This window comes from Streptomyces sp. NPDC048277 (assembly GCF_040652235.1).
Taxonomy (GTDB): domain Bacteria; phylum Actinomycetota; class Actinomycetes; order Streptomycetales; family Streptomycetaceae; genus Streptomyces.
This window is the reverse complement of the sequence record NZ_JBEZLQ010000003.1, coordinates 372,871-395,616: the sequence shown is the minus strand read 5'-3', so window position 1 is coordinate 395,616 and position 22,746 is coordinate 372,871. Positions and strand designations below refer to the sequence as shown.

Annotated in this window: 22 protein-coding genes; 11 read left to right on the top strand and 11 right to left on the bottom strand. The window is 72.7% G+C overall.

Annotated features, from left to right (window positions below):
- The 5 genes from AB0D85_RS09355 to AB0D85_RS09335 are packed head-to-tail and all read left to right on the top strand — an operon-like array spanning position 1 to position 6,260.
- Complete coding sequence (locus tag AB0D85_RS09355; RefSeq protein ID WP_362316079.1) at positions 1 to 957, top strand: ABC transporter permease; 957 nt, start codon at positions 1 to 3, stop codon at positions 955 to 957.
- A complete protein-coding gene (locus tag AB0D85_RS09350; RefSeq protein WP_362316077.1) occupies positions 954 to 1,853 on the top strand; it encodes an ABC transporter permease in 900 nt (299 codons plus the stop codon). The genes AB0D85_RS09355 and AB0D85_RS09350 overlap by 4 nt, the downstream gene beginning before the upstream one ends.
- On the top strand, positions 1,853 to 3,589 hold the full coding sequence (locus tag AB0D85_RS09345; RefSeq protein ID WP_362316073.1) for an ABC transporter ATP-binding protein: 1,737 nt from the start codon (positions 1,853 to 1,855) through the stop codon (positions 3,587 to 3,589). The genes AB0D85_RS09350 and AB0D85_RS09345 overlap by 1 nt, the downstream gene beginning before the upstream one ends.
- Positions 3,586 to 5,595, top strand: a complete 2,010-nt coding sequence (locus tag AB0D85_RS09340; protein WP_362316071.1) for a CocE/NonD family hydrolase — start codon at positions 3,586 to 3,588, stop codon at positions 5,593 to 5,595. Before AB0D85_RS09345 ends, AB0D85_RS09340 begins: the two co-directional genes overlap by 4 nt.
- Positions 5,592 to 6,260 carry a TetR/AcrR family transcriptional regulator gene (locus AB0D85_RS09335; RefSeq protein ID WP_362316068.1) on the top strand — a complete coding sequence of 223 codons (669 nt, stop codon included), beginning with the start codon at positions 5,592 to 5,594 and terminating at the stop codon, positions 6,258 to 6,260. Before AB0D85_RS09340 ends, AB0D85_RS09335 begins: the two co-directional genes overlap by 4 nt.
- 124 nt (positions 6,261 to 6,384) lie before the next feature.
- Here the strand turns inward: AB0D85_RS09335 and AB0D85_RS09330 are convergent, their stop codons facing one another.
- Positions 6,385 to 7,269 (bottom strand): AraC family transcriptional regulator, encoded by an 885-nt coding sequence (locus AB0D85_RS09330; protein ID WP_362316064.1) that lies wholly within the window; start codon positions 7,267 to 7,269, stop codon positions 6,385 to 6,387.
- 184 nt (positions 7,270 to 7,453) lie between these two features.
- Between AB0D85_RS09330 and AB0D85_RS09325 the strand changes: the two genes are divergently transcribed.
- From AB0D85_RS09325 to AB0D85_RS09315, 3 genes are all read left to right on the top strand, one after another.
- The gene (locus AB0D85_RS09325; RefSeq protein ID WP_362316061.1) at positions 7,454 to 8,044 is read left to right on the top strand and encodes a non-oxidative hydroxyarylic acid decarboxylases subunit B; all 591 of its coding nucleotides are present in this window, start codon (positions 7,454 to 7,456) and stop codon (positions 8,042 to 8,044) included.
- 66 nt (positions 8,045 to 8,110) lie between these two features.
- Positions 8,111 to 9,541 carry a non-oxidative hydroxyarylic acid decarboxylases subunit C gene (locus tag AB0D85_RS09320; protein WP_362316057.1) on the top strand — a complete coding sequence of 477 codons (1,431 nt, stop codon included), beginning with the start codon at positions 8,111 to 8,113 and terminating at the stop codon, positions 9,539 to 9,541.
- 53 nt (positions 9,542 to 9,594) lie between these two features.
- A complete protein-coding gene (locus tag AB0D85_RS09315; RefSeq protein WP_362316054.1) occupies positions 9,595 to 9,828 on the top strand; it encodes a non-oxidative hydroxyarylic acid decarboxylases subunit D in 234 nt (77 codons plus the stop codon).
- A gap of 78 nt (positions 9,829 to 9,906) precedes the next feature.
- Here AB0D85_RS09315 and AB0D85_RS09310 read toward each other — a convergent pair whose 3' ends face one another.
- Positions 9,907 to 11,241 carry an NAD-dependent succinate-semialdehyde dehydrogenase gene (locus AB0D85_RS09310; RefSeq protein ID WP_362316052.1) on the bottom strand — a complete coding sequence of 445 codons (1,335 nt, stop codon included), beginning with the start codon at positions 11,239 to 11,241 and terminating at the stop codon, positions 9,907 to 9,909.
- Between the two features lie 186 nt (positions 11,242 to 11,427).
- On the opposite strand from AB0D85_RS09310, the gene AB0D85_RS09305 reads away from it, so the two are divergent.
- Together AB0D85_RS09305 and AB0D85_RS09300 are read left to right on the top strand one after the other, a co-directional pair.
- Positions 11,428 to 12,051 carry a TetR family transcriptional regulator C-terminal domain-containing protein gene (locus tag AB0D85_RS09305; protein WP_362316049.1) on the top strand — a complete coding sequence of 208 codons (624 nt, stop codon included), beginning with the start codon at positions 11,428 to 11,430 and terminating at the stop codon, positions 12,049 to 12,051.
- A gap of 242 nt (positions 12,052 to 12,293) precedes the next feature.
- Positions 12,294 to 13,529, top strand: a complete 1,236-nt coding sequence (locus AB0D85_RS09300; protein WP_362316046.1) for an MFS transporter — start codon at positions 12,294 to 12,296, stop codon at positions 13,527 to 13,529.
- 19 nt (positions 13,530 to 13,548) lie between these two features.
- Here AB0D85_RS09300 and AB0D85_RS09295 read toward each other — a convergent pair whose 3' ends face one another.
- The 4 genes from AB0D85_RS09295 to AB0D85_RS09280 form a co-directional block, all read right to left on the bottom strand.
- Positions 13,549 to 15,330 carry an ABC transporter ATP-binding protein gene (locus tag AB0D85_RS09295; protein ID WP_362316044.1) on the bottom strand — a complete coding sequence of 594 codons (1,782 nt, stop codon included), beginning with the start codon at positions 15,328 to 15,330 and terminating at the stop codon, positions 13,549 to 13,551.
- Between the two features lie 110 nt (positions 15,331 to 15,440).
- Positions 15,441 to 15,566 carry a hypothetical protein gene (locus AB0D85_RS09290; protein WP_260327453.1) on the bottom strand — a complete coding sequence of 42 codons (126 nt, stop codon included), beginning with the start codon at positions 15,564 to 15,566 and terminating at the stop codon, positions 15,441 to 15,443.
- 155 nt (positions 15,567 to 15,721) lie between these two features.
- The gene (locus AB0D85_RS09285; RefSeq protein ID WP_362316041.1) at positions 15,722 to 17,443 is read right to left on the bottom strand and encodes an MFS transporter; all 1,722 of its coding nucleotides are present in this window, start codon (positions 17,441 to 17,443) and stop codon (positions 15,722 to 15,724) included.
- A 60-nt stretch (positions 17,444 to 17,503) separates the two neighbouring features.
- Positions 17,504 to 17,908 carry a MarR family transcriptional regulator gene (locus AB0D85_RS09280; RefSeq protein WP_362316615.1) on the bottom strand — a complete coding sequence of 135 codons (405 nt, stop codon included), beginning with the start codon at positions 17,906 to 17,908 and terminating at the stop codon, positions 17,504 to 17,506.
- A gap of 206 nt (positions 17,909 to 18,114) precedes the next feature.
- Between AB0D85_RS09280 and AB0D85_RS09275 the strand changes: the two genes are divergently transcribed.
- On the top strand, positions 18,115 to 18,726 hold the full coding sequence (locus AB0D85_RS09275; protein ID WP_362316039.1) for an XRE family transcriptional regulator: 612 nt from the start codon (positions 18,115 to 18,117) through the stop codon (positions 18,724 to 18,726).
- Between the two features lie 4 nt (positions 18,727 to 18,730).
- On the opposite strand, the gene AB0D85_RS09270 is transcribed toward AB0D85_RS09275, so the two are convergent.
- The 5 genes from AB0D85_RS09270 to AB0D85_RS09250 all read right to left on the bottom strand — a co-directional run bounded on the left by AB0D85_RS09270 (position 18,731) and on the right by AB0D85_RS09250 (position 22,695).
- Positions 18,731 to 19,558: an IclR family transcriptional regulator gene (locus AB0D85_RS09270; protein ID WP_362316036.1), complete on the bottom strand. Its 828-nt coding sequence runs from the start codon at positions 19,556 to 19,558 to the stop codon at positions 18,731 to 18,733.
- A gap of 153 nt (positions 19,559 to 19,711) precedes the next feature.
- Entirely contained in the window at positions 19,712 to 19,873 is a 162-nt protein-coding gene (locus AB0D85_RS09265; protein ID WP_362316034.1) for a hypothetical protein, read from the bottom strand.
- Between the two features lie 52 nt (positions 19,874 to 19,925).
- On the bottom strand, positions 19,926 to 20,756 hold the full coding sequence (locus AB0D85_RS09260; protein WP_362316031.1) for a fumarylacetoacetate hydrolase family protein: 831 nt from the start codon (positions 20,754 to 20,756) through the stop codon (positions 19,926 to 19,928).
- Positions 20,753 to 21,700, bottom strand: coding sequence for a 3-carboxyethylcatechol 2,3-dioxygenase (locus AB0D85_RS09255; protein WP_362316029.1), 948 nt, complete (start codon positions 21,698 to 21,700; stop codon positions 20,753 to 20,755). The genes AB0D85_RS09260 and AB0D85_RS09255 overlap by 4 nt, the downstream gene beginning before the upstream one ends.
- 11 nt (positions 21,701 to 21,711) lie before the next feature.
- The gene (locus AB0D85_RS09250) at positions 21,712 to 22,695 is read right to left on the bottom strand and encodes a zinc-binding dehydrogenase (protein WP_362316027.1); all 984 of its coding nucleotides are present in this window, start codon (positions 22,693 to 22,695) and stop codon (positions 21,712 to 21,714) included.
- Positions 22,696 to 22,746: the final 51 nt, after the last annotated feature.

Below are 22,746 nucleotides of genomic sequence, written 5' to 3'. Positions count from 1 at the left end.
ATGCTGTCGTTCACCCTGCGCCGACTGGCCTCGGCCGTCGGCACGCTGTTCCTCTCCTCCGTCCTGGTCTTCCTCGCCGTCCAGGCCCTGCCCGGGGACGTGGCCACCCAGATCCTCGGCAAGGACGCCACCCCCGACGCCGTGGCCGCCCTGCGCGAACAGCTCGGTCTCGACCGGCCCGCCTGGGAGCGCTACTTCGACTGGATCAAGGGCGCCCTGCACGGCGACTTCGGCACCTCCCTCGTCTCCGGCAAGGGCGTCGGCGGCCAAGTCGCCCTGTACCTCGGCAACTCGGCGCTCATCGCCCTCGTCACCGTCCTGTTCGCGGTGACCGGTTCCCTCGTCCTCGGCGTCCTCGCCGGTCTCTACCGGGACCGCTGGCCCGACCACCTCATCTCCACCGTCAGCCTGGTCGGCATGAGCGTCCCCGAGTTCGTGGTCGCCACCGTCCTGGTGCTGGTCTTCTCGGTCGCGCTGCCCTGGTTCCCCGCGGTCGTCCTGTACGGCCCCGAGGCGAGCGTCGGACAGCTCCTGCCCGCCGTATGGCTGCCCGCGCTCGCGCTCGCCGTGGTCATGGCCGCCTACATCGTGCGGATGGCCCGTACCTCCGTCATCGACGTGATGGCCGGGGAGTACGTCACCACCGCCCGCCTCAAGGGCCTGTCCACCTGGCGGATCGTCACCCGGCACGCGCTGCCCAGCGCCCTGCTGCCCACCCTGCACGTGATCGCTCTCAACGTCGCCTGGCTCGCGGGCGGGGTCGCGGTCGTCGAGAACGTCTTCAACTACCCCGGCATCGGAAAGCTGATGCTCTCCTCCGTACAGAACCGCGACCTGCCCGTCATCCAGGCCATCGCCCTCGTCAGCGCCGTGATCTACGTCGTCTGCAACCTCGCCGCCGACCTCGGCGCCATGGCCCTCAACCCCAGGCTCCGCACCCGAGGGAGGACCCGGTGACCGCACTCGACACCACCCCGGCCCCTGCCAGTGCCGTCCCCGCGGCCGCGCACGCCGCCGTCCGCGCCTGGCGCGGCCTGCGCTCCTCCCGCACCGCCCTGGTGGGCCTGGCCGTCGTCGCCGTGCACATCCTCGTGGCGCTGCTCGCCCCGCTGCTCACCTCCTACGACCCGATCGCGAACGACGCCTCGCACGCCCTGCTCGGCCCGAGCTGGGAGCACTGGGCCGGCACCGACCAGTACGGTCGCGACGTCCTCGCCCGGGTGCTGTACGGAGGCCGGTACGGGCTCGGCGTCTCCGTCGCCGCCACCCTGATCACCGTCGCCCTCGGCACGGTCGTCGGCTGTGCGGCAGCCCTGCGTGGCGGCTGGTTCGACGACCTGCTCGGCCGGGTCCTGGACGCCATCCTGTCCGTGCCCTCGATCCTGGCCCTGCTCGTCATCGTCACCGCCCTCGGCACCGGCCCCGCGGTGATCGTCCTGGCCATCGCCGTCGTCTACGTTCCGCAGGTCGTCCGCGTGGTGCGCGGCGCCGCGCTGGCCGTCGTCCCCATGGACTACGTCACCGCCGCCCGCGCCCGCGGCGAGAGCACCTGGGCGATCCTGCGCCGCGAGGTGCTGCCGAACATCACCGACGTGGTCTGCGTGGAGTTCGCGATGCGCGCCTCCTGGGTGGTGCTGCTGATCTCCTCGCTGTCCTTCCTCGGCTTCGGCGCCGACCCGCCGACCCCCGACTGGGGGCTGATGGTCGCCGAGAACCGCACCGCCATCACCGTCGTCCCGATGGCGAGCCTCGCGCCGATCATCGCCCTGGCCACCCTCGTGGTCGGGCTCAATCTCGCGGCCGACGGCCTCTCCAAGGCGTGGGGCGTGGACCGGATCAGGGAGGGTTCCTGATGACCTCTGTCGTTTCCGTCGACTCCCTCTCCGTCGCCTACCGTTCCGGTGGTCGCGAGATACCGGTCGTGCACGAGGTGTCCCTTGAGGTGGCCCCCGGTACGACCCTCGCCCTCGTCGGCGAGTCCGGCAGCGGCAAGTCGACCGTCGCCGCCACCCTGCTGGGCCACCTGCGGCACGGCTCCCGCGTCACCGGCGGCAGCGTCCACGTTGATGGGCAGGACGTGTTCGCGCTGCCCGCACGGGAGTTGCGGCTGCTGCGCGGCGGGACCGTCGCCATGGTCGGCCAGAACGCCGGGCAGGCGCTGACCCCGACCATGCGCATCGGGCGGCAGATCGAGGAGGCGGGCGGCCAAGTGCCGGTCGTCGACCTGCTCGAACAGGTCCGGCTGCCCCGCCCCGCCGAACTCGCCCGCCGCTACCCGCACGAACTCTCCGGCGGCCAGCAGCAGCGCGTCGCCATCGCCATGGCCATCGCCGCCCGCCCCAAGGTCCTCGTCCTCGACGAGCCCACCACCGGCCTGGACGTCATCACCCAGCGCAGCGTCCTCGACCTGATCGCCGCCCTGCGCGACGAACTCGGCCTGGCCGCCGTGCTGGTGAGCCACGACCTCGGCGTCGTCGCGCACATGGCCGACGAGGTGTGTGTCCTGAAGGCGGGCCGGGTGGTGGAGGCGGCGGCCACCCGCCGGCTGTTCGCCGCGCCCCAGGACCCGTACACCAAGCGGCTGTTGGCCAGCGTGCCGCGCCTCGACGACGCCGGGCTCGCGGTCGTCGACGAGGCGGGGGAGCGGACGGTCCGCGCCAAGGCCGCCGTACCCGACGGCTCGCCGGTCGCCGTCGCCGCGCACGACGTGACCATCGACTACGGCAGTACGCGCGCCGTGCACGGCGTGTCCTTCGACGTCCGCCGCGGCGAGGTCCTCGCCCTCGTCGGCGAGTCGGGCAGCGGGAAGTCCACACTGGCCTGGACGCTCGCCGGACTGCGCACCCCCTCCGGCGGCACCATGACCCACGAGGCCGGCGACCTGGCCCGCCCGGCCCCGAAGCGCCCGCTCTCCCTGCGGCGCCGGGTCCAGCTGGTCTTCCAGAACGCCGACACCTCCCTCAACCCCCGCCGCTCCGTCGGTGACGCGGTCCGCCGCCCGCTGCGGTTCTTCGGCACCGCGACCGGCCGCACCGAGGCCGCCGAACAGGCCCGCCGGCTCATCGCCGACGTACGTCTGGACCCGGCCCTCGCCGACCGGCTGCCCGCCCAGCTCTCCGGCGGACAGCGCCAACGCATCGGCATCGCAAGGGCGTTGGCCGGGGAGCCGGACGTCCTGATCGCCGACGAGATCACCACCGCGCTGGACGTCTCCGTCCAGGCCGAGGTGCTGCGGCTCCTGGACGACCTGCGCCGGGAACGCGACCTGGCCTGCCTGTTCATCAGCCATGACCTCGCCGTGGTGCGCGGCATCGCGGACCGTGTCGTCGTGCTGCGGCACGGGGTCGTCGTGGAGGAGGGCCCCACGGAGGCCGTCTTCGACGCGCCCGGCCACCCCTACACCCGCCGCCTGATGGCCGCCGCCCTCGAACCCGACCCCGACGCACCGCCGTTGCCCGACGACGCCCCCGACTGGACGGACGCGACGGACGCGAGCGACACCGTCGACATCTGGACCGACCTCGGCGACGGCCACCGCATCCGCCGCTGGGAGCCCGTCAACGCCCCTGTGGCCGAAGGAGTTTCGTGAAGTACCGCGAGCAGTTCGAGCGCCAGGTCGTCCGCGAGGACGTCTGGATCCCCACCCGGGACGGCGAGACCCGGCTGCACGCCCGCATCTGGCGGCCCGTGGACGCCGAGGCCGACCCCGTGCCCGCGCTGCTCGAATACCTCCCGTACCGCAAGAGCGACTGGACCGCGCCCCGCGACGCCCAGCGCCACCCCTGGTACGCCGGACACGGCTACGCCTCCGTCCGCGTCGACATCCGCGGCCACGGCGACAGCGAGGGCACCCCCGGCGACGAGTACGACGCCCAGGAACTCGCCGACGGCGTCGACGTCGTCAACTGGCTGGCCGCACAACCCTGGTGCACCGGCAAGGTCGGCATGTTCGGGATCTCCTGGGGCGGCTTCAACTCCCTCCAGATCGCCGCCCTCGCCCCCGAACCGCTCAAGGCGGTCGTCACCGTCTGCTCCACCGACGACCGTTACGACAACGACGTCCACTACACCGGCGGTGCCGTCCTCGGCATCGACATGCTCGCCTGGGCTGGCACCATGCTCGCCTTCGCCTCCCGGCCGCCGGACCCGGCGGCCGTCGGCGCCGACCGCTGGCTGCCCATGTGGCGCGAGCGCCTCGATGCCCTCGTGCCCTTCCTACACACCTGGCTCGACCACCAGGAGCGCGACGCCTACTGGAAGCACGGCAGCGTCTGCGAGGACTACGGCGCCATCGACGCCGCCGTCCTTGCCGTGGGCGGCTGGAACGACCCGTACCGGGACACCGTCCTCCGCCTCGTCGAGCACCTCCCGGCCGACCGGGTGCGCGGCCTGATCGGCCCCTGGTCCCACCAGTACCCCGACCGGGGGCTGCCGCCCGGCCCGGCGATCGGCTTCCTCCAGGAGACCCTGCGCTGGTGGGACCAGCACCTCAAGGACACCGACACCGGTGTGATGCGCGAACCGCTGCTGCGCGCCTGGATCAACGACCCGGTGCCGCCCGCCACTTCGTACGACGTGCTGCCCGGCCGCTGGGTCGGGGACGACAACTGGCCCTCCCCGAAGGTGACCTGGAGCGAGCGCGCCCTGGCACCCGGCACCCGCACCCCGGTTCTCGTCCGTTCCCCGCAGCACACCGGGCTCGACGCCGGCCGGTTCTTCCCCTTCGGCAACGCGAGCGACCTGCCGCCCGACCAGCGCGAGGAGGACGGCCGTTCGGTCTGCTTCGACTCCGAGCCGCTCGCCGACCGCGTCGAGATCCTCGGCCGACCACGCGTCCGGCTGCGGCTGGACAGCGCCACCCCGCGCGCCAATGTGATCGTCCGGCTGTGCGATGTCGCTCCCGACGGCTCCTCGACGCTGGTCACCCGGGGGGTGCTCAACCTGCTGAGCAGGCACGGCCGGGACAAGGCGGTGGAGTGGATACCGGGGACGTACGAGGATGTCGTGGTCGAACTCACCGGCACCGGTTACGCTTTCCCGCCCGGCCACCGGGTCCGGGTCGCCGTCTCCGACGCCTACTGGCCGTGGGTGTGGCCGCACGGCGAGCGCGGGGAACTGCGCGTCGTACCCGCGGACAGTGCCGTACTCCTGCCGGTGCGGGAGGCCGGTGACGAGCCGTCGATCGTCTTCGAGGAGCCGGAGCAGGCGCCACCCCTGGCGGTCACCTACGATCAGCCGGCCGAGCCCCGGCCCGAACGGCTGATCACCCATGACGTGGCGGCGGGGGAGTGGACCCTGGAGGTCGATCCCAACTACGGGGGATCGCGGACGTACCCGGACGGGCTCCGCTACGAGGAGAGCGCACGGGAGACGTACCGTGTCCGCAGCGACGACCCGCTGTCCGCGAGCGCCGTGTCGCAGTGGCGGATCCGGCTGCGGCGCGGCGACGACTTCGACGCTGAGATCATGGCGCGTACGGAGCTGCGCGCCACGACGGAGGACTTCGTCATGGACAGCCGTATCGAGGCACGGGCGAACGGAGAGACAGTGGTCAAGCGGTCCTGGCACCACACCAGCGCGAGGACGTCGGGATGACCGCCGCCGAGTCGCCGCGCTCCGCGAAGACCCCGCGCCGTGCCGTCGCGGCGGCCGACCGCACCCGCCAGCCCACCGAGGTCAGGCGTCGGCTGATCGTCGAGGCGGCGATTCCGCTGATCGCGGAACGCGGCTACGCGTCGGTGGGCGTGAGGGACGTGGCCGCCGCTGCCGGGGTCTCCGTCGGCACGGTCACCTATCACTTCGGCAGCGTCCAGGAGATCCTGTCCGAGGCGATGGTGCTGCACATCGAGCGGTACTACGCGGAACTCAGCGAGGCCGCCGAGCGGGCGGGCAGCGGCGCGGAGGCGTTGCGGCTGCTCGTCGACGCCCTGTTCACCGAGGACACCGACCGGCACTGGCGGATGTGGTTCGACTACTGGAACGCGGGCGACCCGGCCACCGACGAGGCGTTCGCCCGCGGCCAGGCGGAGCGCTACGCCGCCTGGCACCGGCAGATCCGCGAGCTGGCCGAACGGGGCGTCGCGGACGGCGAGTTCCGCGGCGACGACCTGGACGGCTTCACCGTCCGCTTCGCCGCCCTGGCCGACGGCCTCGCCCTGCAGCGGATGCGCCAGTCACCCCCGCTCAGCACGCAGGACGCCCGTCGGCATCTGAACCGGCTCGTGGAGAGCGAACTCGCCGTCCGCCCGGACCGCGACTGATCCCACCGGCCGTGCGGACCCGCCCGCCCTGCTCGGGGTGCGTCCGCACGGCCGCCACCTCGGCCACGACGACGCACACGAACGCCGTGACCAGGTACATCGTCGCCGTCATCCGGTGGGCGGGTCAGGACTCGGCGTTGCGGTAGCGGGCCCGGAAGGCGGCCGGGGTCTCCCCGGTGCGGGTCCGGAAGAACCGGGTGAACGCCGTGGCCTCGGGGAATCCCAGGCGCTCCCCGACCACGGACGTCGCTAGGCCGCTGTGCACCAGCAGCCGCCGGGCCTCCAGCAGCACACGCTCGTCGACGAAGTGCTTGGCTCCGCAGCCGGCGGCGTCCCGGGTGGCGCGCGTGAGGGTGCGGACGCTGTAGCCGAGCCGGCGGGCGTAGTCCTCCACCCGGTGGGAGTGCGCGAAGTCCCGCTCGACCGCCTCCCTGAACCGCTGGAACGCCTCGTTGTCCCCGCCGTCCTCACCGGGCCCGCCGCGCCCGTGCGCCAGCCGCAGCAGGAGGACGGAGAGCAGATGCCGTACGACCTCCATGTGGGCCTCCAGGGGCAGCTCCCCGAGCCGGCCGAACTCGTCCTCCAGCAGGTCCAGGGTGCGCCTCGGAGCATCGTCCCCGGGGTGCAGCGGGACCGTGCGCGGCGCGGGCCGGTCGACCCGGGCGGCCCGCGCGGTGGCCGCGTCGAGGAGGCCCGGCTGGAACAGCACCACGCTGCCCTCGGCCGTGGCCAGACCCGACCGGAACTGGAGGATCTGCCCCGGCCGCACCCAGAGCCAGGCCCCCTCCTCCAGCGTGTGGTCGGCGAAGTCGACGGAACACGACAGCGGGCCGGACCGCACGGCGATCAGGTGGTGGAAGGACGGCCGCACCGGCGCGGCCAGCCCCCGGCCGTGCTTCAGGGCGCGGGTGTGCAGCGCGCCGAGGGACAGCACCTCGGCGCCCGGCGGTGCTCCCGCGGACGTCCGCAGATGGAGATCCGTGACCTCGATGTGTCCGTTTCTGTTCATGGCCTGTCGCCAGCGTACGACCTCCGGAACCGATTCCCCGCCTAGCGTGGAATGCGACGGGGCCGCCGCGCGGCAGCACGGGCCCCGGATTCCCTGAGCATCCCCCGTGGGCGGCCACGACCGAAACGGTCCGTGCGTGCCCGCCGAGTCGATGCCTCACCGCAACCCAAGGAGCTGATCACCCGTGCGACTCATCGTGGGCATGACCGGGGCGACGGGCGCGGCCCTCGGCGTCCGGCTGCTGCGCAGTCTCGCCGAGCTGCCGGAGGTGGAGACCCATCTCGTGCTCAGCAGGTGGGCCCGCGCAACGATCGAGCTGGAGACCGGCCTCACCGTGGCCGAGGTGAGCGCGCTCGCCGATGTCACCCACCGACCCGAGGACCAGGGCGCGGCCATCTCCTCGGGCTCCTTCCGTACCGACGGCATGGTGATCGTGCCCTGCTCGATGAAGACCCTCGCGGGCATCCGTGCCGGATACGCCGAGGGCCTCGTCGGCCGCGCCGCCGACGTGGTCCTCAAGGAGGGCCGCCGGCTCGTCCTGGTGCCGCGCGAGACGCCGCTGAGCGAGATCCACCTGGAGAACATGCTCCGACTGGCCCGTATGGGAGTGCGGTTGGTGCCTCCCATGCCCGCCTTCTACAACCACCCGCGGTCGGTCGACGACATCGTGGACCACATCGTCGCCCGTGTCCTCGACCAGTTCGACCTGCCCGCCCCCGCCGCCCGGCGCTGGGAGGGCATGCGCGCGGCCCGCGAGCCGCGCACCGCCGTCTGACCCGCCGCGCACCACCCCCCCCCGGAACCCCCCGGCCCCCGGAACCACCCAAGGACGAGAACCCTCATGGCCTACGACGATCTGCGTACCTTCCTGGACACCCTGGAGAAGGAAGGACAGCTCCTGCGCATCACCGAGCCGGTCCTGCCCGAACCGGACCTGGCCGCCGCGGCCAACGCCGCCGGCCGCATCGGCGAGGGCGCCCCGGCGCTCTGGTTCGACAACGTCAGGGGCTTCACCGACGCCCGGATCGCGATGAACGTGCACGGCTCCTGGGCCAACCACGCCCTCGCCCTCGGCCTGCCCAGGTCCACCCCGGTCAAGGAGCAGGTGGCGGAGTTCGCCCGCCGCTGGGACGCCTTCCCGGTGCCGCCCGAGCGCCGCGAGGACGCCCCCTGGCGGGCGAACACCCAGGAGGGCGCCGACGTCGACCTGTTCTCGGTGCTGCCCCTGTTCCGCCTCAACGACGGCGACGGCGGCTTCTACCTCGACAAGGCCGCCGTCGTCTCCCGCGACCCCGAGGACCCGGACCACTTCGGCAAGCAGAACGTCGGCACCTACCGCCTCCAGGTCATCGCCCGCGACCGGCTCGCCATCCAGCCCGTCCCCGTGCACGACGTCGCCCTCCACCTGAACAAGGCCGAGCAGCACGACGAGGACCTCCCCATCGCCATCACCCTCGGCAACGACCCGGTGATCACGATCGTCGCCGGCATGCCGATGGGTTACGACCAGAGCGAGTACGAGATGGCCGGCGCCCTGCGCGGCGCCCCCGCCCCGATCGCCACCGCGCCGCTCACCGGCTTCGACGTCCCCTGGGGCTCCGAGGTCGTCATCGAGGGTGTGATCGAGGGACGCAAGCGCCAACTGGAGGGCCCCTTCGGCGAGTTCACCGGCCACTACTCCGGCGGACGCCGGATGCCGGTGGTGCGCATCGACCGGGTGTCGTACCGCACCGACCCCGTCTTCGAGTCCCTCTACCTCGGCATGCCCTGGACCGAGTGCGACTACCTCGTCGGCCCCAACACCTGCGTCCCCCTCCTCAAGCAACTGCGCGCGGAGTTCCCCGAGGTGCAGGCCGTCAACGCCATGTACACCCACGGCCTGATGGCCATCGTGTCGACGAAGAAGCGGTACGGCGGTTTCGCCAAGGCCGTGGCGATGCGGGCCATGACCACCCCGCACGGACTCGGCTACATCACCACGGTCATCGTCGTCGACGAGGACGTCGATCCCTTCGACCTGCCGCAGGTCATGTGGGCGATGTCCGCGAAGGTCAACCCGTCCGGGGACGTCGTGGTCCTGCCCAACCTGCCGGTCGTGGAGCTGGCGCCCGCCGCCCAGCCCGCCGGCATCACCAGCAAGATGATCATCGACGCGACCACCCCGGTCGCCCCCGACGACCGCGGCAACTTCTCCACGCCGGTGAAGGACCTGCCCGAGGCGGCCGACTGGGCCGTGAAGATCCGCCAGTTGCTGTCCGAGGCCCGCGCCTGACCGGCCCGGCCGCCCCCCCGCCGCCCCGACCGCCCCGCCAAGGAGACTGCGCCATGCCGTCCTGCCCCCGCTGCACCCACGAGACCGTCGAGACCCTGTACACCTCGCCCGACCCCGGAGTCTGGGACGTACTGCAGTGCCGCCGCTGCCTGTACACCTGGCGCACCACCGAACCCGACCGCCGCACCCGGGCCGACGCCTACCCCGAGGAGTTCCGGCTGACCCCCGCGGCGATGGCGCACGCGCCGGAGGTCCCCGCCGTACCGCCCCTGCTCGGCCGGCCCTAGCCGCGCGGCCCGGACCGTCCCCGGCCCCCGCAGCCCGGCGACGGTCCGCGGGGCCCGCCCGGAGATCCACGCTGCCGCTCAGGCCACCGTGCGGATCAGCTTCTTGTTGGTGAACTCCTCGATGCCGAGACGGCCCAGCTCCCGGCCGAAGCCCGAGCGCTTCACCCCGCCGAACGGCAGCTCGGCGCCCTCCGCGCCCACGCCGTTCACGAAGACCATGCCGGCCTCGATGCGGTCGGCTACCCGCGCGGCTTGCTCCGGGTCGGTGGTGAAGACGTAGGAACCGAGGCCGTACGGGGTGTCGTTCGCGATCCGTACCGCGTCGTCCTCGTCGGCGGCCTGGAAGACCATCGCGACCGGTCCGAACAGCTCCTGGCGGGCCGCCGTGTGCTCGGTGGTCAGCCCGGTCAGGACGCCCGCCGGGAAGTAGGCACCCTGCCGCTCGCCGGAGCCGTGCAGGGTCGCGCCCTCCGCCACCGCCTCGCCGACCTGCCGGGCCAGGGTCTCGGCGGCGGCCGCCGAGGAGAGCGGCGCCCCGGTGGCGGAGTCGAGCAGCCGGGCCGTGAACTTCTCCACGAACCCGTCGTACAGGTCCGCCACGACCACGAACCGCTTGGCGGCGTTGCACGCCTGCCCGGTGTTGTCGAGGCGGGCGGCGACCGCGGCCTCGACGACGGCGTCCAGGTCGTCGGTGGACAGCACCACGAAGGGGTCGGAGCCGCCGAGTTCCAGGACGACCTTCTTCAGATGCCGTCCGGCGATCTCGGCGACGGCGGCGCCGGCCCGCTCGGAGCCGGTCAGCGAGACGCCGTGCACCCGGGGGTCGGCGATCACGTCGGCGATCTGCTCGTTGGTGGCGTACACGTTGACGTAGGCGCCCGCCGGGAAGCCCGCCTCCGCGAACAGCCGCTCCAGCAGCGCCGCCGTAGCGGGACACTGCGGGGCGTGCTTGAGGACGATGGTGTTGCCGACGGCCAGGTTCGGGGCCGCGAACCTGGCGACCTGGTACGCCGGGAAGTTCCACGGCATGATGCCCAGCAGGACGCCCACCGGACCGCGCCGGACGACCGCGGTGCCGGGGCCCGAGGTGACGTCGAGGGGCTCGTCGGCGAGGAACTCCTCGGCGTGGTCGGCGTAGTAGTGGTAGATGTCGACGCAGAAGCCGACCTCGCCCTCCGCCTCGGCGAGCGGTTTGCCCATCTCCCGCACGATGCTCGCGGCGAGTTCGGAACTGTGCTCCGCGTGCAGGTCGCCCAGGCGGCGCAGCAGCGCGGCGCGTTCGGCCACGGAGCTGGACCGGCCCCAGGCCCCCGCGGCGTGGGCGGCGTCGACGGCCGCGGCTGCCTCGGCGTCCGTGGCGGTCGGATAGGTCTCGACGACCTCGCCGGTGGTCGGGTCGGTGACGGCGTACATGGTGTCTCCATATGTAGGGCGTACGGGGGACAGGCGGTCCCGGCCCGGCGTCCGGACCGGGCGGCCACCGGATTCCGGCCCCACGGCGGTCGCCCGGCCCCTGTGACCGGCGGCTTCCGGCCGGTCCCGCTTATTGGGTGTGTGACCAATTGATTTATTGGTCGCCTACTCAATAACATCCGTCGCATGACGTCAAGAGCTCCGGGCGGGCGGGTCCGCAAGGCGCCCGCCGAACGCCGCAACGAGATCGTCGCGGCGGCGGCGCGGATCGGCCTCACCGAGGGCCTGGAGTGCATCACCCTGCGCAGGGTCGCCGACGAGCTGGGCGTCCGCCCCGGACTGGTCGGCCACTACTTCCCCGCGGCGGACGAACTGGTCGCCGAGGCGTTCACCAGCGCCACCATGACCGAACTCGACGGTCTGCTGCCGCCGGAGCCCGACGCCCCGCTGGACACCTTCCGGCGCTTCTTCGGCCTCATGTCGGACAGCGAGTTCGACGACGTCAGCAAGCTGTGGCTGAACGCCCGGCACCTGTCGCGCTACCGTCCGGTGCTGCGCGAACACGTCGTGAAGCAGGAACTGCTGTGGTGCCGGCGGCTGGAGGAGGTCATCGCCGCGGGCTCCGCGGCCGGGGTCTTCTCCTGCGCGGACCCCTGGGGCGCCGCCATCCGCATCCACGTCGCGATCGACGGCGCCAGCGCCTACGTCAACACCAGCGCCGACCACCGCCGGATGCCGACGGCGGACATGCCGCGCACCGTGGCGGAGGCCGAACTCGGCCTGCGGCGCGGCACGCTGGCCATCGACTGAGCGCTCCTGCGGTACGACCGTCGTGCGAGTGCCGTACAAGCCCGGGTGCCCTGGTGACGCAGGTCACCTCGTGGTGGGGGCCGATCGCGGAATGCGCGAGCATGTCATTCCGCTGCAACGTTCTTGGGGTGTGCTGGGCAAGGGTGCTCGGCGCGGCCGGTCACGGAGGGTGGAGACACCTCCCGGTACCGTCCCGCCCCCCCGCTCCGCACCACCGTCCCCGAAAGGTCTCCCCACCCGCCATGCCTCTGGCTCTGCTGGCCCTTGCCGTCGTCACGTTCGGTATCGGCACCACCGAATTCGCCACCATGGGCCTGCTGCCCCAGATCGCGGACGGGCTGGGTGTGTCGGTGCCGCACGCCGGCAACCTCGTATCGGCCTACGCCCTCGGCGTCGTCGTCGGTGCCCCCGTGCTGACCGGTATCGGCGCACGGGTGGCCCACAAGCGGCTGCTGCTCCTGCTGACCGGGCTGTTCGTGGTCGGCAACACGGCGTCCGCCCTCGCCCCGAACTTCGGTCTGCTCTTCGCCGCCCGCTTCCTGGCCGGACTGCCGCACGGCGCGCTCTTCGGCGTGGGCGCCGTGGTCGCCTCCCGGCTGGTGGCCCCCGACCGCGCCGCACGCGCCGTCTCCTGGGTCTTCCTCGGCCTCACCATCGCCAACATCGTCGGCGTCCCCGCCGGCACCGCCCTCGGCCAGCACCTGGGCTGGCGGTACGCCTACTGCGGCGTCGCCGTCATCGGGCTCGTGGCGCTCGCCGCGCTCGCCCTCCTCGTGCCCCACCAGCCGCGCGGCCCGCAGGCCGGCATCCGGCAGGAACTGCGGGCCATGGGCAACCGGCAGGTCTTCATCGGCCTGGCCACCGCCGTCGTCGGCTTCGGCGGCTTCTTCGCCGTCTACAGCTACCTCGTCCCCATGCTGACCCACCTGACGGGCATCTCCGACTCCTCGACCACCGTCGTCCTCGCCCTCTACGGCGTCGGCATGACCCTCGGCACCCTGGTCGCGGGCCCCCTCACCGACCGCGCCCTGCGGCCGACCCTCTACGCGGGGATCGTCCTGCTGGCCGCCTCGCTGGTGACGTTCTACTTCACCGTGCACAGCACGGTGCCCGCCCTGGTGACGGTCACCTTCATCGGCGCGATGGGCGCGCTCATCACCACGCCCGTCCAGATGCTGCTGATGATGAACGCGAAGGACGCCCCGACGATGGCGGCGGCCTCCAACCACTCCGCCTTCAACCTGGCCAACGCGGCCGGCGCCTGGCTCGGCGGTCTGGTCATCTCGGCGGGCTGGGGCTGGGCCGCACCCAACCTGGTCGGCGCCGCCCTCGCCGTCGCGGGACTCGGACTGGCCGTCACCGGCGGCTTCCTGGACCGCGGCGACCGCCCTTCGAAGGTGGTCACCTCGCAGGGCGCCGCGGAGCCGGGACCGGCCCCCGCACCGGCGGAGGGCCTGACCGAGCCGAACCGGGGCTGAACCGCCGCCCGCCCTGCCCTCAGGCGCCACGGGCCGCGACACCGCCCGGCACCGTGCTGGTCGCGGCCCCGTCCGCCAGGTGGAGCACCAGGTCGGCCTGGGCGGTCAGCCGCAGGTCATGGGTGATGAGGAACGTCGTACGGCCCGCGGCCAGCCGGCGCAGGGGCGCCATCACCCGGGTCGTGGCGGCGTCGTCGAGACCGGCGGTCGGTTCGTCGAGGACGAGCACGGGCGCGGTGCGCAGCAGGGCGCGGGCCAGCGCGATCCTGCGGCGCTGGCCGCCGGAGAGACTGTTCCCGCGCCGGCCGACGGGCGTGTCGTAGCCGTCGGGGAAGGCCACCACGAAGTCGTGGGCGTCGGCGGCCTCCGCGGCCGCGAACACCTCCGCGTCGGTGGCGTCGGGGCGGCCGTAGACGATGTTCTCGCGGACCGTGCCGTCGAAGAGCATGCTCTCCTGGGGCAGCAGCGTGATGTGCCGGCGCACCTCGGCCACCGGGAGCGCGGCGATGTCCAGGCCGTCGAGCAGGATGCGGCCCCGCGAGGGGTCGTGGAACCGCAGCAGCAGAGAGACCAGCGTGGACTTGCCCGCTCCGCTCGGCCCGGTCACCGCGACCAGCAGACCGGGCGGCACCTCCAGGCGCACCCCGTGCAGGACGGGGCGCCCCTTGCCCGGATAGGCGAAACCCACGTCCTCGAAAGTGACGGCACCCCGCAGGGGGCCGATCGGCAGCGGGACGTCCGGGTGGGGGAGGGCCTCGGGGGCAGGAGTGGTGCGCAGGACCTCGACGAGCCGTTCGCAGGCGGCGGTCGCCGAGGAGGCGCCGACGACCAGTTCGCCGAGCTCCTGCAGACGCGGGTGGAGATAGCCCAGGTACGCGGCGAAGGCGAGCAGCCCGCCGACACTGAGGTGGTGCGCGGAGATCTGCCAGGCCCCGGCCCCGATCACCGTCAGAACGCTGACCGTCTCCAGGAGTTCGCCGAGCGGGCCGTACACCGACGACAGCCGGATCTGCCGCAGGCCCGCACGCATCCAGTCCCGCCCCTCGCGGTGCACCTTGGCCCGCTCGGCCTCCTCACGGCCGTACGCCTGCACCAGGGGCATGTTGGCGAGGCTCTCCTCCAGCAGGGAGGCCAGCCGGCCGTTGCTGTCGCGTTCCTCGCGGGTCGCGCTGCGCATCAGGGTGCCGAACACCCGGGCGCCGATCCAGATCAGCGGGGCGGCGGCGAACGTGATCAGGGCCAGCTGCCAACTCGTGTACAGGGCGGCGGCCGCGAAGACGAGGGCACCGACGGCGGAGGTGAGCAGTTCGACGGGCGCGGAGGCCACCAGCGTCTCGACGACCTCGACGTCCCCGGTGAGGCGGGAGACGAGGTCCCTGGTGCCGTAGCGGTCCAGGCCGTCCGGCGGCAGCCGCTGGAGATGACGGAAGAGGCGGTCGCGCAGCCCGAGCAGGAAGTGCTCGCTCGTCCAGCCGGCCAGATAGCCGCCGGCCGTCGAGGCGACCGCGCCGACCGCGGCGAGGCCCAGCCACAGGGCCGCGGGGTCCCAGAACGCGGCGAGGTTTCCGGGCGTGAGCACATCGTCGGTGAGTTGCCCCGCGATACCGATCGCCCCCGCGTCGCAGCCCGCCGACACCACGAGGAGCAGCGCCGACACGAGTACGGCGACGCGATTGCCGCTGACCAGCGGCCAGAACGTGCGGAACGCCGCCCACGGCGAGAGCCGGGCGTGCCGCATCCGCGCCGAGGGGGCGGCGGGGTTCGCGGGGACGGACATGTCGAGCGGTGCGGCGGTAGCCATGGCCGGCCGGTACTCCCTGACTCCGTGGGCGCTGCCCGGTCTGCGGGCGGGCCGGGGCCGTCCGCCTCCGAGGGAAGGCGGTCCGGCCCCGGCACCGTCCGGCGGTCGCGTTACTTGGCGTGCTTCTTGTGCTTGCGGTGGTGCTTCTTGTGGTGGTGCTTGTGATGCGCCTCCTTGGCGGCACCGACTTCCTTCTTCTTGGCCTTCTTGGCCAGTGTGATCTTGGCGAAGGACACGACCATGCCTCCTTTCACATTCGACGGAACGCGGTACGCCGGTGAATACGAGGGCTGAAGTAATCGGATTCAAGAAGTGGGTTGTGTGTTGAATTAGATTCCCTTACCGAACCCACAACCTGAAATCCGCGTCAAATGCGTTGTGTTCGCGGTGATCAGGCCGGGCTGTCGCGCAGCCGGACGAGCGTGGACGCGGTCAGCCGGAGCGGTGCCCCGGCCGGGTCGACGAGGACGACCGTGCAGGTCGCGGCGTGCGCGAGCGCGGTGGTCAGACTGCCGTCGGTGAACTGGGCGAGCGGTCCGCGCGGCGAACGTCCGACGGCGATCGCGCGGGCGTGCACCTCGGCGGCATGCCGGGCCAGTACCCGGCCCGCGGCGGCGTGATCGCCGACGCTGTCCAGGATCTGGCCCGTGGCGGCGATCCCCTGGGCGGCGAGCCGGTCGAGGTGGGCGGTGACGGCGGCCCGGGCCTCGGCGGCGCTCTCGGTGTCCGCCGCCTGTTCCTCGACTACGGCGGTCCGCTGGACGTGGACCACCTCCAGCGGACTGCCGGTGTCCCGCGCCAGCCGGGCGGCGCTGTCCACGATGGCGGCGGCCCGCTCGTGGTCCCCGACGGCCACGACGACCGGGCCCGCGCCGGCCGCCACCCGCGGTCCGACGGGGGTGAGCGTCGGGACGACCGGCTCGCCGGCAACGAGCCGGGCCTCCGCGTCGCGCAGCAGCCGGTGCCCGCTCGCCAGCACCGGGATCGCGAGCAGGAAGGTACCGGCGCCCAGATAGAACGGGACGCTCAGATCGGTGGCGTCGGCGAGCTTCCCCGCGACGTACGGGGCCAGACCGCCGCCGATGAACCGCAGGAAGCCGTACGCGGAGGAGGCCACCGGACGCTCTACCGGCGAGACCACCATCACCGCCTGCGTGGTGAGGGTGTTGTTGATGCCGATGAAGACACCGCTCACGATCACCGCGACGATCACGACCGTGGGCGTGCCGACCCCCGCGGCGATGACGGCCATCACCGCACCGAGGCCGACGAGGTTGGCGTACAGCACGGGCGCGGTGCCGAACCGGGCCTGCAGACGCGGCGCGAAGAACACGCTGAACGCGGCCACCAGCAGACCCCAGCCGGTGAACACGAGCCCGAGCTGATGGGCGTTCAGCTCCATCGGATAGGGCGCGTAGCCGAGCATGGTGAAGAAGCCCCAGTTGTACAGCAGGGCCATGATGCCCATGGTCAGCAGACCGCGATGGCGCAGCGCCGAGATCGGCGCCAGCGGCGAGGTACGGCGCTCCGGCCTGGGCAGCTCCGGTACGAAGGCCAGGGTCGCGACGAGGGCTATGGCCATGAGGACGGCGACGCCGAAGAACGGTCCGCGCCAGCTGATGGCGCCCAACTCCCCGCCCAGCAGCGGGCCGACGGCTATGCCGAGGCCGAGGGCGGTCTCGTAGAGGATGATCGCGCCGCCGAAACCGCCGCTCGCCGAGGCGACGATGACGGCCAGCGAGGTCGCGATGAACAGGGCGTTGCCCAGCCCCCACCCGGCACGGAAGCCGACGATGCCGTTGATCGAGCCGGAGGCGCCGGCGAGCGCGGCGAACACGACGATGACCGCGAGACCGGCGACGAGGGTGCGCTTGGCGCCGATCCTGCTGGAGACCCAGCCGACGATCAGCATGGCGACCGCGGTCACGATCAGATAGCTGCTGAACAGCAACGAGACCTGACTGGGCGAGGCATGCAGGCTCTCGGCCAGCGCGGGCAGGATCGGGTCCACGAGGCCGATGCCCATGAACGAGATCACACAGGCGAACGCCACGGCCCACACGGCCTTCGGCTGCCTGAAAGGGCTCGCGGCCCTCGGATGCGGAGCACTCACAGCGGTCCTCTTTCCGGATGCGGACGGACGGGACAGGCCCTCGGGGAAGGGCCGGAGGGGTCAGCCGCGGGCCCGGCGATCCTCGATCGCCCGGGCCAGGGCGGGCAGGGCGAGCCGCACGGCCCGCTGTTCGGGCTCGGTCAGCTCCTCGATCAGTTCCTGGAGGGCGTGGGCGCGTTCGGCGCGCCGCTGCCGGAAGACGTCGAGTCCGGGGTCGGTGATCTCCACGAGGACTCCCCGTCCGTCGGTGCGGTCGGCGCCGCGGGCCACCAGCCCCGCGCGCTCCAGCCGGCCGACCAGCTGGGTCATCCCCGGCTGCGAAACGCCCTCGGCACGGGCGAGTTCGGTCAGCCGTAGCGGACCCTCCCGGCCCAGCCGGGCCAACGCGGCGGAGGCGGCGGTGCTCAGACCGCCGGCGGTGGCGCTGTGGCGCACATGCCGCACCAACTGCTCCACGGCGATCATCAGTTGCTCCGGCACCCCGGCCGGACCCTCCGCGCCGGCCGGTGCGCCACCACCGTCCCGATCGTCGAACCGGTTGTCCATAATGGCATTATGCATCTAGCTGTACCGTGAAACAATGTGTTCCGCGGTGATGACCTGCGCGCTCTTCCCCCTCCGGCGCGCCGGGCGCTGTCCCGGCGTCCGTGGCCTGCGCCTACAGTAGGTGCGTGTCCTCAGGAAACGCCGTCGTGGCGCGCAATGTGCGCCTCCTCAGAGAGCAGCGGGGTCTGTCCCTGGCCGAACTGGCCCGGCAGGCGGGGCTGGCGAAGCAGACCCTGTCCAATCTGGAGCAGGGGACCGGCAATCCCACGGTGGACACCCTCTTCTCCATCGCCGCCGCGCTGGGCGTGCCGGTCACCCGACTGGTGGCGGAGCGCGAACAGGTGATGACGGTTCAGCGCGGCGACGAGGTGGTCTGGGACCGGCACGCCGGCCATGAGTCCCGTTCCCTGGACCATGTCTACGGTTCCGGTGTCATCGAGAACTACCTGATCCGAGTCGGCCGCGAACCGCGGGACGAGGTGAAGCCGTCCGAGCCGCACCCGGTCGGAACGCTGGAGCACCTGTACGTGATCAGCGGCCGGGTACGGGTCGGCCCGGTCGACTCGCCCGTGGAGCTGTCGGCCGGGGATTTCGTGCGCTACCCGGGCGACCGGCCCCACATGTACGAGTCACTGGAGGGCGAGAGCCTGGTGCACGTCGTGGTGAGCGTGCCGCGGGTGCAGCCGGGGACCGGCGCCACCAACGTCGCGCGCACGCACGGCAACGGCCGGCACTGACGGATCAGGGGCGGGCCGCGGCGGCGGGTGCGTGCTGCCGGGCCCGGGCCGCCACGACCGCCCGGGAGGCCTCGTGGGCCACCCGGCGCAGGGCCGGGGCGAACCGCGCGGGGTCGAAGCGGGCGTCGGCGCCCGCGACGGAGAGGGCCGCCACCGGGTGGCCGGAGGCGCCCATGACGGGCACGGCCACGCAGGCGAGACCCCGGGCGGCCTCCTGGTGGTCGTAGGCGATGCCGTCCTGGCGGATGCGCCGCAGTGCCGCGCGGAAGCGGTCGGGATCGGAGAGCGTGTGCTCGGTACGGGCCGGCAGCCCCTCCGCGACCGCCGCCTCCGCCGCGTCGTGGTCGAAGGCGAGGAGCGCCTTGCCGACGCCGGTGCAGTAGGCGGGCAGCCGCGCGCCGATCTGTGAGGGGGAGCGGGCCGCGCGGTGGCCGTGGAGCTTGTTGACGTACACGATGTCGGTGCCGTGCAGCACGGCGAGATGCACGGTCTCGTGGGTCAGTTCGTACAGGTCCGCGAGGTGCGGCATCAGCACCTCCCGCAGCAGCAGCGGGGTCGGGCCGTAGGTGCGGGTGCCGATGTCGAAGAGCTGGGTGCCCAGCCGGTACCCGCTGCCGACGCGCTCGACCAGGTCGTTGCGCTGGAGGATGCCGAGCAGCCGGAAGGCGGTGGACTTGGTCAGCCGGGTGCGCCGGGCCAGCTCGCTGACGCCGACCTCCCCGTCCAGCTCCGCGAGCGACTTGAGCAGGACGAGGGCCTTGTCGACCGCCGTTGCGGATTCTCGGTCCGGTGCGGGCCGGACGCGCGGGGGAAGAGGTGTGGGCACGGGCATGACGGGCTCCGAGGACGTTCCGGGCGGCCATTATGGTGGACGCACGTCCAATGTAAATGACCGCTACGGCGATGTAAACGGAAGCAGAGGGCGGGGCGACGACCAGCCTCGTCACCCCGCCCTCTGCTTCCGCCCCGGGCCCCGCCCGATCCCTCAGGACACCGCCGCTGTCGGCGGCAGATCCGGCGCGATGTCCACGATCACGTTCTCCCTGCCACCGGCCGGCCCCCGGCTGCCGACCTCCAGCAGGATGCCGCGGACGTCGACCCGTACCGCCGGGACGCGGCCTCGGCGTGCCGCGGGACGCTGGAGCACACCCCGGCGTGGCCGATGGTGCCGGAGCCGATCACGGCCATCTCGGTCTCCTTCATGCCGCGTCCTTGTCGTCCTTGCCGTCCTTGTCGTTGTTGTCGCTGAACGTGGCGGAGACCGTGCCGAGGCCGGAGATCTCCGCGCGGACGGTGGCACCGGGAGTGACGCCGGACATGGGGCCGAGTGCCCCGGACAGCACGACCTGCCCGGCCCGCAGCGGCTCCCCGTAGGCACGGGCGGTACGGGCCAGCCACAACAGGGCGTCGAGCGGGTCGCCCAGACAGGCGGCGCCGTTCCCCTCGGACACGAGGACGCCGTCGACGTACATGCGCATGACCGCCTCGCGGGGCTCGAACGCCGTGAGCGGCAGACGTGCCTCCCCGAGGACGTACAGCCCGCTGGAGGCGTTGTCGGCGACGGTGTCGGTGATGGTGATGTCCCAGTCGGCGACGCGGCTGTCGACGATCTCCAGCGCGGGCACCGCGTAGGCGACCGCGGCACGGACGTCGGCCGGAGCGATGTCATCGCCGTCCAGGTCCGTCCCCAGGACGAAGGCGATCTCCGCCTCCGCCTTCGGCTGCAGCAGCCGTGACATGGGCACCCCGGCGTGGCCGGAGACGTCCATGTCGGCGAAGAGCACACCGAAGTCCGGCTGGTCCACGCCGAGTTGACGCTGCACGGCGGGGGAGGTGAGGCCGATCTTGCGGCCACTCACGACGGCTCCGCCGGCCAGCCGGAGCTCGATCAGCCGACGCTGGACCTGGTAGGCGGCGTCGACGTCGACCGTACCCAGCACATCGCGGACCGGAGCGCAGGGCTCCCGCTTCTCCGCGGCCACCAGCAGCCGGTCCGCCGCGATCCGGATCGCTTCCTCGCGCTCGGTCACCGGGAGGACTCCTGTTCCGCCGTGGCCACCGCGAAGCCGGCGATCCACTCGGGGATGGGCGCGTAGAAGCGGGAGGTCATGCGGTACCCGCCGGTGGCGGCGAGGGAGGCGAACGCGGCGATCCAGGTGCGTACTTCGTGGGCCGAGCCGCCGCCCTCCGCGCCCATCCACGCCACGCTCCAGCCGTCCACGTCACCGAGACGGCCGCTCTCCAGGGTGTCGAGCACGTGGTTGTCCCAGGCCGGGTTGATCGGGATCATCCTCGTCGAGCCCGCCGCGTAGTCCCGGCCCGCCTGGACGACCCGCTCCTCGCCCCGCGCCCGCTGCTCGGGCGTGGGCGGATGGCCCTCGATCAGGGCGTCGGCGACCCGGGGCGGCGCGCCGTCGAGGACCGGGACGGGCGGGTCGTGGGACAGCCCGCCGGAGCCGAGGAAGAGCACCCGCCGGTCCAGTTCGGCGGCGGCCTCGCCGATCGCGGTCCCCAGGGCACGGACACGGCTGACCGGCCCGAGCGGGGTGGCGACCCCGTTGACGAAGACGGGGACGACCGGGATCTTGTCGATACCGCCGAAGAGGACCTCCAGGGGCTGGACGAAGCCGTGGTCCACGGTCATCCGGGCGGACACGGTCAGGTCCACGCCCCGGTCGAGAACACCGCGGGCCAGGGCGCGGGCGGCGTCCGTGTCCACCGACAGCGGCCCCGCGGCGGAACCGAAGTCGCCGACGGCGTTCGCGTCCGTCGCCAGACAGAACGGGGGCATCTCCTTGTAGAAGAAGCCGTTGTAGTGGTCGGGGGCGTACAGGACCACCAGTTCCGGGTCGAAGGCACGGACGAAGTCGCGCGCGGCGTCCACGGCGCTCTCGACGGACCGGAGGACGTCCGGGGCCGGGTCGTTCTTGCCGATGAGGGGGGAGTGGGACAGGCCCACGGCGGCGGCGGTCATACCGGTGCTCCTCACTGTTCGGGGGCGGGCGGGTGGATGACGAGCTTGCCGGTGAGCCGCCCGTCGATCATCAGCTGGAAGCCCTTGTGGATCTCGTCCAGGGGCAGGGCGCGGTCGACGACCGGGCGCACGCCCGTGGCGTCCATGAGCTTCAGCAGACCGACCAGCTCACCGCGGGTGCAGCCGGTCGAGCCGAGGACGCGCTGCTGGAGGTAGAAGACACGGCCCAGGTCGGCGGGAGGGTTGGTGCCGCTGGTGGCACCGGCGATGACGACCGTGCCGCCGGGCCGCAGCGACTTCAGCGAGTGCGACCAGGTCGCCTCGCCCACCGTCTCGATCACGACGTCGACCCGCTCGGGCAGGCGCTCCCCGGTCGGTACGGCCTTGCGTACGCCCCAGGACTCGGCCTGTGCCCGCTTGTCCGCGCTGCGGCTGGTGGCGTACACGACCGCCCCGGCCGCGACCGCGAGCTTGATCGCGGCCGAGGCGACGCCACCGCCCGCGCCCTGGACGAGCACCCGGTCACCCGCGCTGATCCGCGCCTGTGTGAAGAGCATGCGGTACGCGGTGCCCCAGGCCACGGGCAGGCAGGCGGCCTCGTCGAAGGTGAGCCAGTCCGGCTTGGGGATCAGGTTGCGGGTGGGGACCGAGAGGTACTGGGCGAAGGCGCCGTGGTGCTGCTCCGAGAGGAGGGCGCGGTTCGGGTCCAGCGTCTCGTCGCCGAGTCCGGCGTCGGGGTCGGCGAGCACCGGGTGGACGAGGACAGCGTTGCCGTCCTCGTCGTAGCCCGCGGCGTCGCAGCCGAGGACGATGGGCAGCCGCTCGGGCGGATGGCCCACTCCCCGCAGGGTCCACAGGTCGTGCATGTTGAGTGAGGACGCGACCACGCGGACCGTGGACCACCCGGGGCGCGGTTCGGGCTTGGGGATGTCCCCCAGCACGAGCCCCGACAGCGGGTCGGTCGCGCTCTGGGAGATGGCGATGGCGGCAAGCATGCGGTCACGCTCTCCCGGGGGCGCGGACGGCCGACAGCGCGTGTGCCACTC

Excerpts from the sequence above, each read along its gene's own strand:
- AB0D85_RS09355 (WP_362316079.1), top strand. The coding sequence starts at position 1 with ATGCTGTCGTTCACCCTGCGCCGACTGGCCTCGGCCGTCGGCACGCTG.
- AB0D85_RS09345 (WP_362316073.1), top strand. The coding sequence starts at position 1,853 with ATGACCTCTGTCGTTTCCGTCGACTCCCTCTCCGTCGCCTACCGTTCC.
- AB0D85_RS09335 (WP_362316068.1), top strand. The coding sequence starts at position 5,592 with ATGACCGCCGCCGAGTCGCCGCGCTCCGCGAAGACCCCGCGCCGTGCC.
- AB0D85_RS09330 (WP_362316064.1), bottom strand. The coding sequence starts at position 7,269 with ATGAACAGAAACGGACACATCGAGGTCACGGATCTCCATCTGCGGACG.
- AB0D85_RS09320 (WP_362316057.1), top strand. The coding sequence starts at position 8,111 with ATGGCCTACGACGATCTGCGTACCTTCCTGGACACCCTGGAGAAGGAA.
- AB0D85_RS09315 (WP_362316054.1), top strand. The coding sequence starts at position 9,595 with ATGCCGTCCTGCCCCCGCTGCACCCACGAGACCGTCGAGACCCTGTAC.
- AB0D85_RS09310 (WP_362316052.1), bottom strand. The coding sequence starts at position 11,241 with ATGTACGCCGTCACCGACCCGACCACCGGCGAGGTCGTCGAGACCTAT.
- AB0D85_RS09305 (WP_362316049.1), top strand. The coding sequence starts at position 11,428 with ATGACGTCAAGAGCTCCGGGCGGGCGGGTCCGCAAGGCGCCCGCCGAA.
- AB0D85_RS09300 (WP_362316046.1), top strand. The coding sequence starts at position 12,294 with ATGCCTCTGGCTCTGCTGGCCCTTGCCGTCGTCACGTTCGGTATCGGC.
- AB0D85_RS09295 (WP_362316044.1), bottom strand. The coding sequence starts at position 15,330 with ATGGCTACCGCCGCACCGCTCGACATGTCCGTCCCCGCGAACCCCGCC.
- AB0D85_RS09280 (WP_362316615.1), bottom strand. The coding sequence starts at position 17,908 with ATGATCGCCGTGGAGCAGTTGGTGCGGCATGTGCGCCACAGCGCCACC.
- AB0D85_RS09270 (WP_362316036.1), bottom strand. The coding sequence starts at position 19,558 with ATGCCCGTGCCCACACCTCTTCCCCCGCGCGTCCGGCCCGCACCGGAC.
- AB0D85_RS09255 (WP_362316029.1), bottom strand. The coding sequence starts at position 21,700 with ATGACCGCCGCCGCCGTGGGCCTGTCCCACTCCCCCCTCATCGGCAAG.
- AB0D85_RS09250 (WP_362316027.1), bottom strand. The coding sequence starts at position 22,695 with ATGCTTGCCGCCATCGCCATCTCCCAGAGCGCGACCGACCCGCTGTCG.